This is a genomic window from Comamonas denitrificans (assembly GCF_017368815.1).
GTDB classification, from domain to species: domain Bacteria; phylum Pseudomonadota; class Gammaproteobacteria; order Burkholderiales; family Burkholderiaceae_C; genus Comamonas; species Comamonas denitrificans.
The window spans coordinates 1-5,686 of the sequence record NZ_JAFNME010000060.1 but is presented as its reverse complement, the minus strand read 5'-3'; the positions used below and the strand labels follow the sequence as shown (position 1 = coordinate 5,686).

The following is a 5,686-nucleotide window of genomic DNA, read 5'->3' as shown; positions in this document are numbered from 1 at the left end:
ACTCTCCTGAACGCCAAACCCTGGTGGTGAACCTGACACCTGGGCGGGAAAATCGAGTGTCTCAGCCGGCTTGATGGCGCTTCCGCGGTGCGATACTTGGCCTCATGCGGTTAAAACGCCTATCCGTTCCAGGCTCAGCACGGGGCCTCCGGGGTGGTAAGGATGGGCTGCATTATGGGCAGTCCAGTGCACGGGCCTGCTGCAGGAGCTGCTCCACGGCAAACTGCGCCATCAGCGAGTAGCTGCGGCCGTGCAGCGACACGATGGCCATGTCGGCGTAGACGGCGGGCATGCCGGCAATGTCCAGGCGCACCAGACGCCCGGCCTGCACGTCGGCGAGTGAGCCGGCATCGGTGTTGCCGATGACTGTGTCCGTGGTCAGCGCCAGGGAGCGCAAGAGGTTCAGGTCGTCACACTCCACCGCCAGCGGCAGGCGCTTGCCGTTTTCCAGGCCGGCCAGGGCGCCCAGGCCTACTTGCACCGCCTCCGGCACGCGCACGCTGGCAATGCCATAAGGCAGCAAGTCCGCCGGGGTGACCTGCACCAAAGCCAGCAGCGGGTGGCCCGCGCGCACGTAGAAGCCAGCCGACAGCTGGGCCACGCGGGTGATGCTCAGGTCCGGGGCCGCGACCACGTTGCGTACATCGGCCAGGTAGAAGTCCAGTTCCTCGGCACGCAGGTGGGCGGCCAGGAAGTCGGCGTTGTTCACCTCCACGCGCACGCAGACTTTGGGGTAGCGGGTACGGATTTCGGTCAAGAGCGAAGGCACCAGGGTGGCCGCTGGAAAGGGACCGACGCCGAAGGCCAGGTCTCCGATTTGGCGTTCGCGGTACAGGCTGACATCGCGCTCCAGGCAGCGGTTCTCGAACAGCAGCTTGCGCGCGCGCTCGACCACAAATGCGCCCGCGTCGGTGCAGGTGACTTCCAACGGGCCGCGATCGAAGAGTTGCAGGCCGTACTCCTCTTCGGCCGCCTGGATGCTGCGGCTGAAGGCGGACTGGGTCAGATGGCACTGGATGGCGGCGCGGCCGAAGTTGCGCGTGTCGGCCAGTGCGACCAGGTGCTTGAGGCGTTTGAGGTCCATGCCAGTCTCCAAGGCTCTTGTTATGTACTGAATGCATTGATTTTGCACTCAATATGCATTGGACGAATTTCTTGCTGCCTTCAAAAATCCCCCGCAACGAGGAGACACAAGAATGGATGCCATGGAGTTTGACTACGTGATCGTGGGCGCGGGCTCGGCCGGCTGCGTGCTGGCCGCACGCCTGAGCGAAAACCCGGCCACCACGGTGTGCCTGCTGGAAGCCGGGGGCCCAGACAAAAGCGTGCTGATCCATGCCCCGGCCGGTGTCGTGGCCATGGTGCCGACCACCATCAACAATTACGCCTTTGAAACCGTGCCGCAGCCCGGACTCAACGGCCGCAAGGGCTACCAGCCACGCGGCAAAACACTGGGAGGCTCCAGCTCCATCAATGCCATGCTCTACGTGCGCGGCCACCGCTGGGACTACGACCACTGGGCGGCGCTGGGCAACCCGGGCTGGGGCTATGACGAGGTGCTGCCGCTGTTCAAACGCGCCGAGCACAACGAGCAGTTCGCCGATGCCTTCCACGGCCAGGGCGGTCCGCTCAACGTGACCTACCCGCGCTTCGAAAGCCCTCTGAGCCGGATGTTTCTGGACGCCTGCGCGCACCATGGCATCGCCCCCAACCCCGACTACAACGGCGCTCAGCAGGAGGGCAGTTTTCTGTACCAGGTGACGCACAAGAACGGCGAACGCTGCAGCGCGGCCAAGGGCTATCTGACGCCTAACCTGAGCCGGTCCAACCTGAAGGTCATCACCCACGCCGTCAGTGCCAAGGTGGACCTGGACCAGCGCCGGGCCACCGGGGTGCAGTTCTACCTGGGCAACGAGCTACAGCGCGTGCGGGCACGGCGCGAGGTCATCGTCAGCGCCGGGGCCTTTGGCTCACCGCAGCTGCTGCAGCTGTCCGGCATCGGAGCGCCGGCCGCGCTGCAACAGGCCGGCGTCACGCCGGTGCATGCACTGCCCGGCGTGGGCCAGAACCTGCAGGACCACATCGACTACGTGCAGAGCTGGACCGTGCCCAGCCATACGGCGTCTTTCGGGGCTTCACCGCGCGGCATCGGCCAGATCGCGCGTGCCATGTTCGAGTGGCGGCGCCAGCGCAGCGGCATGGTCACCAGCACCATTGCCACGGCCGGTGCCTTCTTCCGCTCGGCGCCCGAAGTGGCGGTGCCGGACCTGCAGCTGGTGTTTGTGGTGGCGTTGGTGGACGACCACGCTCGCAAGGCCCACCTGGGCCACGGTATTTCCTGCCACGTGGATGTGCTGCGCCCCTACAGCCGTGGCACGGTGGGCATCCGAAGCAGCAACCCGCGCGTGGCGCCGGTCATTGACCCGCAGTTCCTGAGTGATGAGCGTGACCTCGCTTTGCTGGTACAAGGCGGGCAGATGCAGCAGCGCATCCTGGAAAGTGCCGCCTTCGACAGCGTGCGCGGCAAGATGCTGTACCCCGTGAAGTCGGGCGATACCGCCGCCATGGCGCAGGACATCCGCAACCGGGCCGACACCCAGTACCACCCGGTGGGTACCTGCAAGATGGGCCCCGACAGCGACCCGCTGGCCGTGGTCGATGCACAGCTGCGCGTCAAGGGCATTGCCGGTCTGCGCGTGGCCGACGCTTCCATCATGCCCACCCTGGTAGGGGGCAACACCAATGCCCCCAGCATCATGGTCGGTGAAAAATGTGCTGAGCTGATCCGCACCGGCCACTGAACCATCCACGAACACGACAGAAGCAACGAGGAGACACCCCATGAAGACACCGCACTTCGCACCGCGCATGGCCCTGCTGGCCACCTTGCTGACACTGGTGGTCGGCTGCAGCAAGACGACGGGAATTGGTGGCGCCGCCGGTGACGCCAGCCCGGAAACGCTCAAGGCCAACGCCCAGTTTGCGCAGGAACTCAAACTCGACGATGCGCAGGACTTTGAAGACGCCAAGCGCGGCTTCATTGCCAAGCCCACGGGCCAGATCAAGGCCGCCGACGGCACGGTGCTCAAGGACTTCGAGGTCTATGCCTTCCTCGACGGCAAGGCGCCCGACACGGTGAACCCCAGTTTGTGGCGCCATGCCCAGCTCAATGCCCAGATCGGCCTCTTCAAGGTGACAGACGGTGTCTACCAGCTGCGCGGTTTTGACATTGCCAACATGACGCTGATCGAGGGCAAGACCGGCTGGATTGTGGTGGACCCCCTGACCGCGCGCGAGACCTCGGCCGCTGCCTTGGCCTTTGCCCGCCAGCACCTGGGCGACAAGCCGGTGTCAGCCGTCATCATCACCCATGCGCATGCCGACCACTTTGGTGGCGTGCTCGGGATCGTCACCCCGCAGGAAGTGGCCGCACGCAAACTGCCGGTGGTGGCGTCCGAAGGTTTCCTGGAAGAAGCGACCAGCGAGAACGTGATGGTGGGTACCGGCATGGCGCGGCGCTCCATCTACCAGTTTGGCCGCGACCTGCCACGCACGGCCAAGGGCAACGTGGACACCGGCCTGGGCAAGGACGTGGCCTACGGCAGCATCGGCATCATGGCCCCCAACCACCTGATTGAACAGCCGGAACAGAAGCTCCAGCTCGACGGCGTGGACTTCGTGTTCTACAACGTCCCGGGGGCCGAGTGCCCGGCCGAAATGACTTTCAGCATTCCCGCGCTCAAGCTCTACGACGGTGCCGAGAATCTGAGCCAGCAGATGCACAACCTGCTGCCGGTGCGCGGTGCCAAGGTGCGCGATGCGCTGCGCTGGTCCAACTACATGGACCAGGCACTGGTACAGACCCAGGGCGCCGAGATCTACATCGGCTCGCACAACTGGCCGGTGTGGGGCAACGCCAACATCCGCAAGCTGGTGACCATGCACCGTGACGTCTACAAGTACACCCACGACCAGACCGTGCGCCTCATCAATGCGGGCTACACGCCCCGGGAAATCGCCGACGCCGTGAAGCTGCCCAAGTCGTTGAGCGAATTCTTCGGTGTGCGCGGCTACTACGGCGACCTGCGCCACAACGTCAAGGCGGTGTACCAGTTCTACATGGGCGCCTACGACGGCAATCCGGCCAACCTGAACCCCCTGCCTCCCCAGGAGTCGGCGAAACGCTACCTCGAATTGCTCGGCGGAGCCGACAAGGCCGTGGCTGCCGCACAGGCTGCTTTTGATGTCGGCGACTACCGTTGGGCGGCGGAACTGCTGAACCACGCCGTGTTCGGCGACCCATCCGCCAAGTCCGCCAAGGAGCTGCTGGCCCGCACCTACGAGCAGATGGGCTACCAGGCCGAAGCCGCCACCTGGCGCAACTCCTACCTCACAGCCGCGCAGGAGCTGCGCAATGGCCCTCCCACCAAGGGCGTGTCCAAGGCCATGATGATCGAGATGCTGCTGCAGACCCCCATGGAGCGCTTCCTGGAAGCCATGGCCGCCGGCCTGAACGGCCCCGACGCTGAGGGCAAGGACCTCAAGGTCAACCTGGTGCTGACCGACCTGAAGGAAAGCTATGTGCTGTGGATCGAGAACGCAGTACTGCACTTCAAGCGCGCCGAACCGGCCCCTGACGCCAACGCCACACTGGCGCTGACCAAGGACATCTTCGTCAAGATGATCGCCGGCACGGCGGGCGTCAAGGACACGCTGATGTCGGACGACCTGAAGGTGACGGGAAGCAAGATCGACCTGGTGCGCTTTTTCGGCCTGATCGACAAGGCGCCGGGTACCTTCCCCATCGTCACAAAATAGTCGGACGCGCAATTTCGCTGGATTTGCGCTTGTGCTTCAAATAGTCTGCGAAAACACAGGGGACTGTTAGACCAAATAGGCAGCACATTTCGCAGACTATTGCGTAAAGTTCGGGCATCGCAACCTCACACCGGAGACCCCCATGCCCATCACCCTTGCCTCTGCCCAAGCCCAGGACGCCCGCGATGCCCTGGCCCCCTTGCGCCAGGAATTCAACCTGCCCGACGGCGTGATCTACCTCGACGGCAACTCGCTCGGCGCCCAGCCCAAGGCCGCGCTGGCGCGGGCCCAGCAGGTGATTCAGCAGGAGTGGGGCGTGGGCCTGATCCGTAGCTGGAACACGGCCGGTTGGTTCGAATTGCCGCAGCGCCTGGGCAACCAGCTCGGCAAACTGGTGGGCGCCAAAGACGGTGAAGTGGTGGTGACCGACACAACCTCGGTCAACCTGTTCAAGGTGCTGGCCGCAGCCCTGCGCAAGCAACAGGCAGCCGCACCGCACAAGCGTGTCATCGTCTCGGAGCGGCGCAACTTCCCCACCGACCTCTACATTGCCCAGGGCCTCATTGACCAGCTCCACGCCCACGGTGCCCCGGCCTACGAACTGCGCCTGATCGACGCGCCCGAAGAATTGGCCCACGCCCTGAAGGAAGACGTGGCCGTGCTCATGCTCACGCATGTGAACTACCAAACCGGCTACATGTACGACATGGCCGCCACCACCGCGCAGGCGCACCAGCACGGCGCTGTCGACATCGGCAAGACCATCCACCCGCATCCGACGCTGGGCGAGAGCATCGGCATGGCGGCGGAAGTGGCGCATGGCAGCTGCACGGATGTGCCGCCTGCGCGCAAGTAAGTCCGCAGCCAA

At 64.7% G+C, this 5,686-nt stretch carries 3 protein-coding genes and 1 pseudogene; 3 read left to right on the top strand and 1 reads right to left on the bottom strand.

Annotated features, from left to right (window positions below):
• Positions 1–172: 172 nt before the first annotated feature.
• The gene (locus tag J1777_RS14075) at positions 173–1,084 is read right to left on the bottom strand and encodes a LysR family transcriptional regulator (protein ID WP_054258062.1); all 912 of its coding nucleotides are present in this window, start codon (positions 1,082–1,084) and stop codon (positions 173–175) included.
• Positions 1,085–1,196: 112 nt separating this feature from the next.
• On the opposite strand from J1777_RS14075, the gene J1777_RS14070 reads away from it, so the two are divergent.
• From J1777_RS14070 to J1777_RS14060, 3 genes and pseudogenes are all read left to right on the top strand, one after another.
• Positions 1,197–2,801: a GMC family oxidoreductase gene (locus J1777_RS14070; RefSeq protein WP_175537985.1), complete on the top strand. Its 1,605-nt coding sequence runs from the start codon at positions 1,197–1,199 to the stop codon at positions 2,799–2,801.
• A gap of 40 nt (positions 2,802–2,841) precedes the next feature.
• On the top strand, positions 2,842–4,818 hold the full coding sequence (locus J1777_RS14065) for an alkyl/aryl-sulfatase (RefSeq protein WP_054258061.1): 1,977 nt from the start codon (positions 2,842–2,844) through the stop codon (positions 4,816–4,818).
• Between the two features lie 142 nt (positions 4,819–4,960).
• Positions 4,961–5,587: pseudogene (locus tag J1777_RS14060) on the top strand (aminotransferase class V-fold PLP-dependent enzyme); the annotation flags it as partial.
• Between the last annotated feature and the right edge of the window lie 99 nt (positions 5,588–5,686).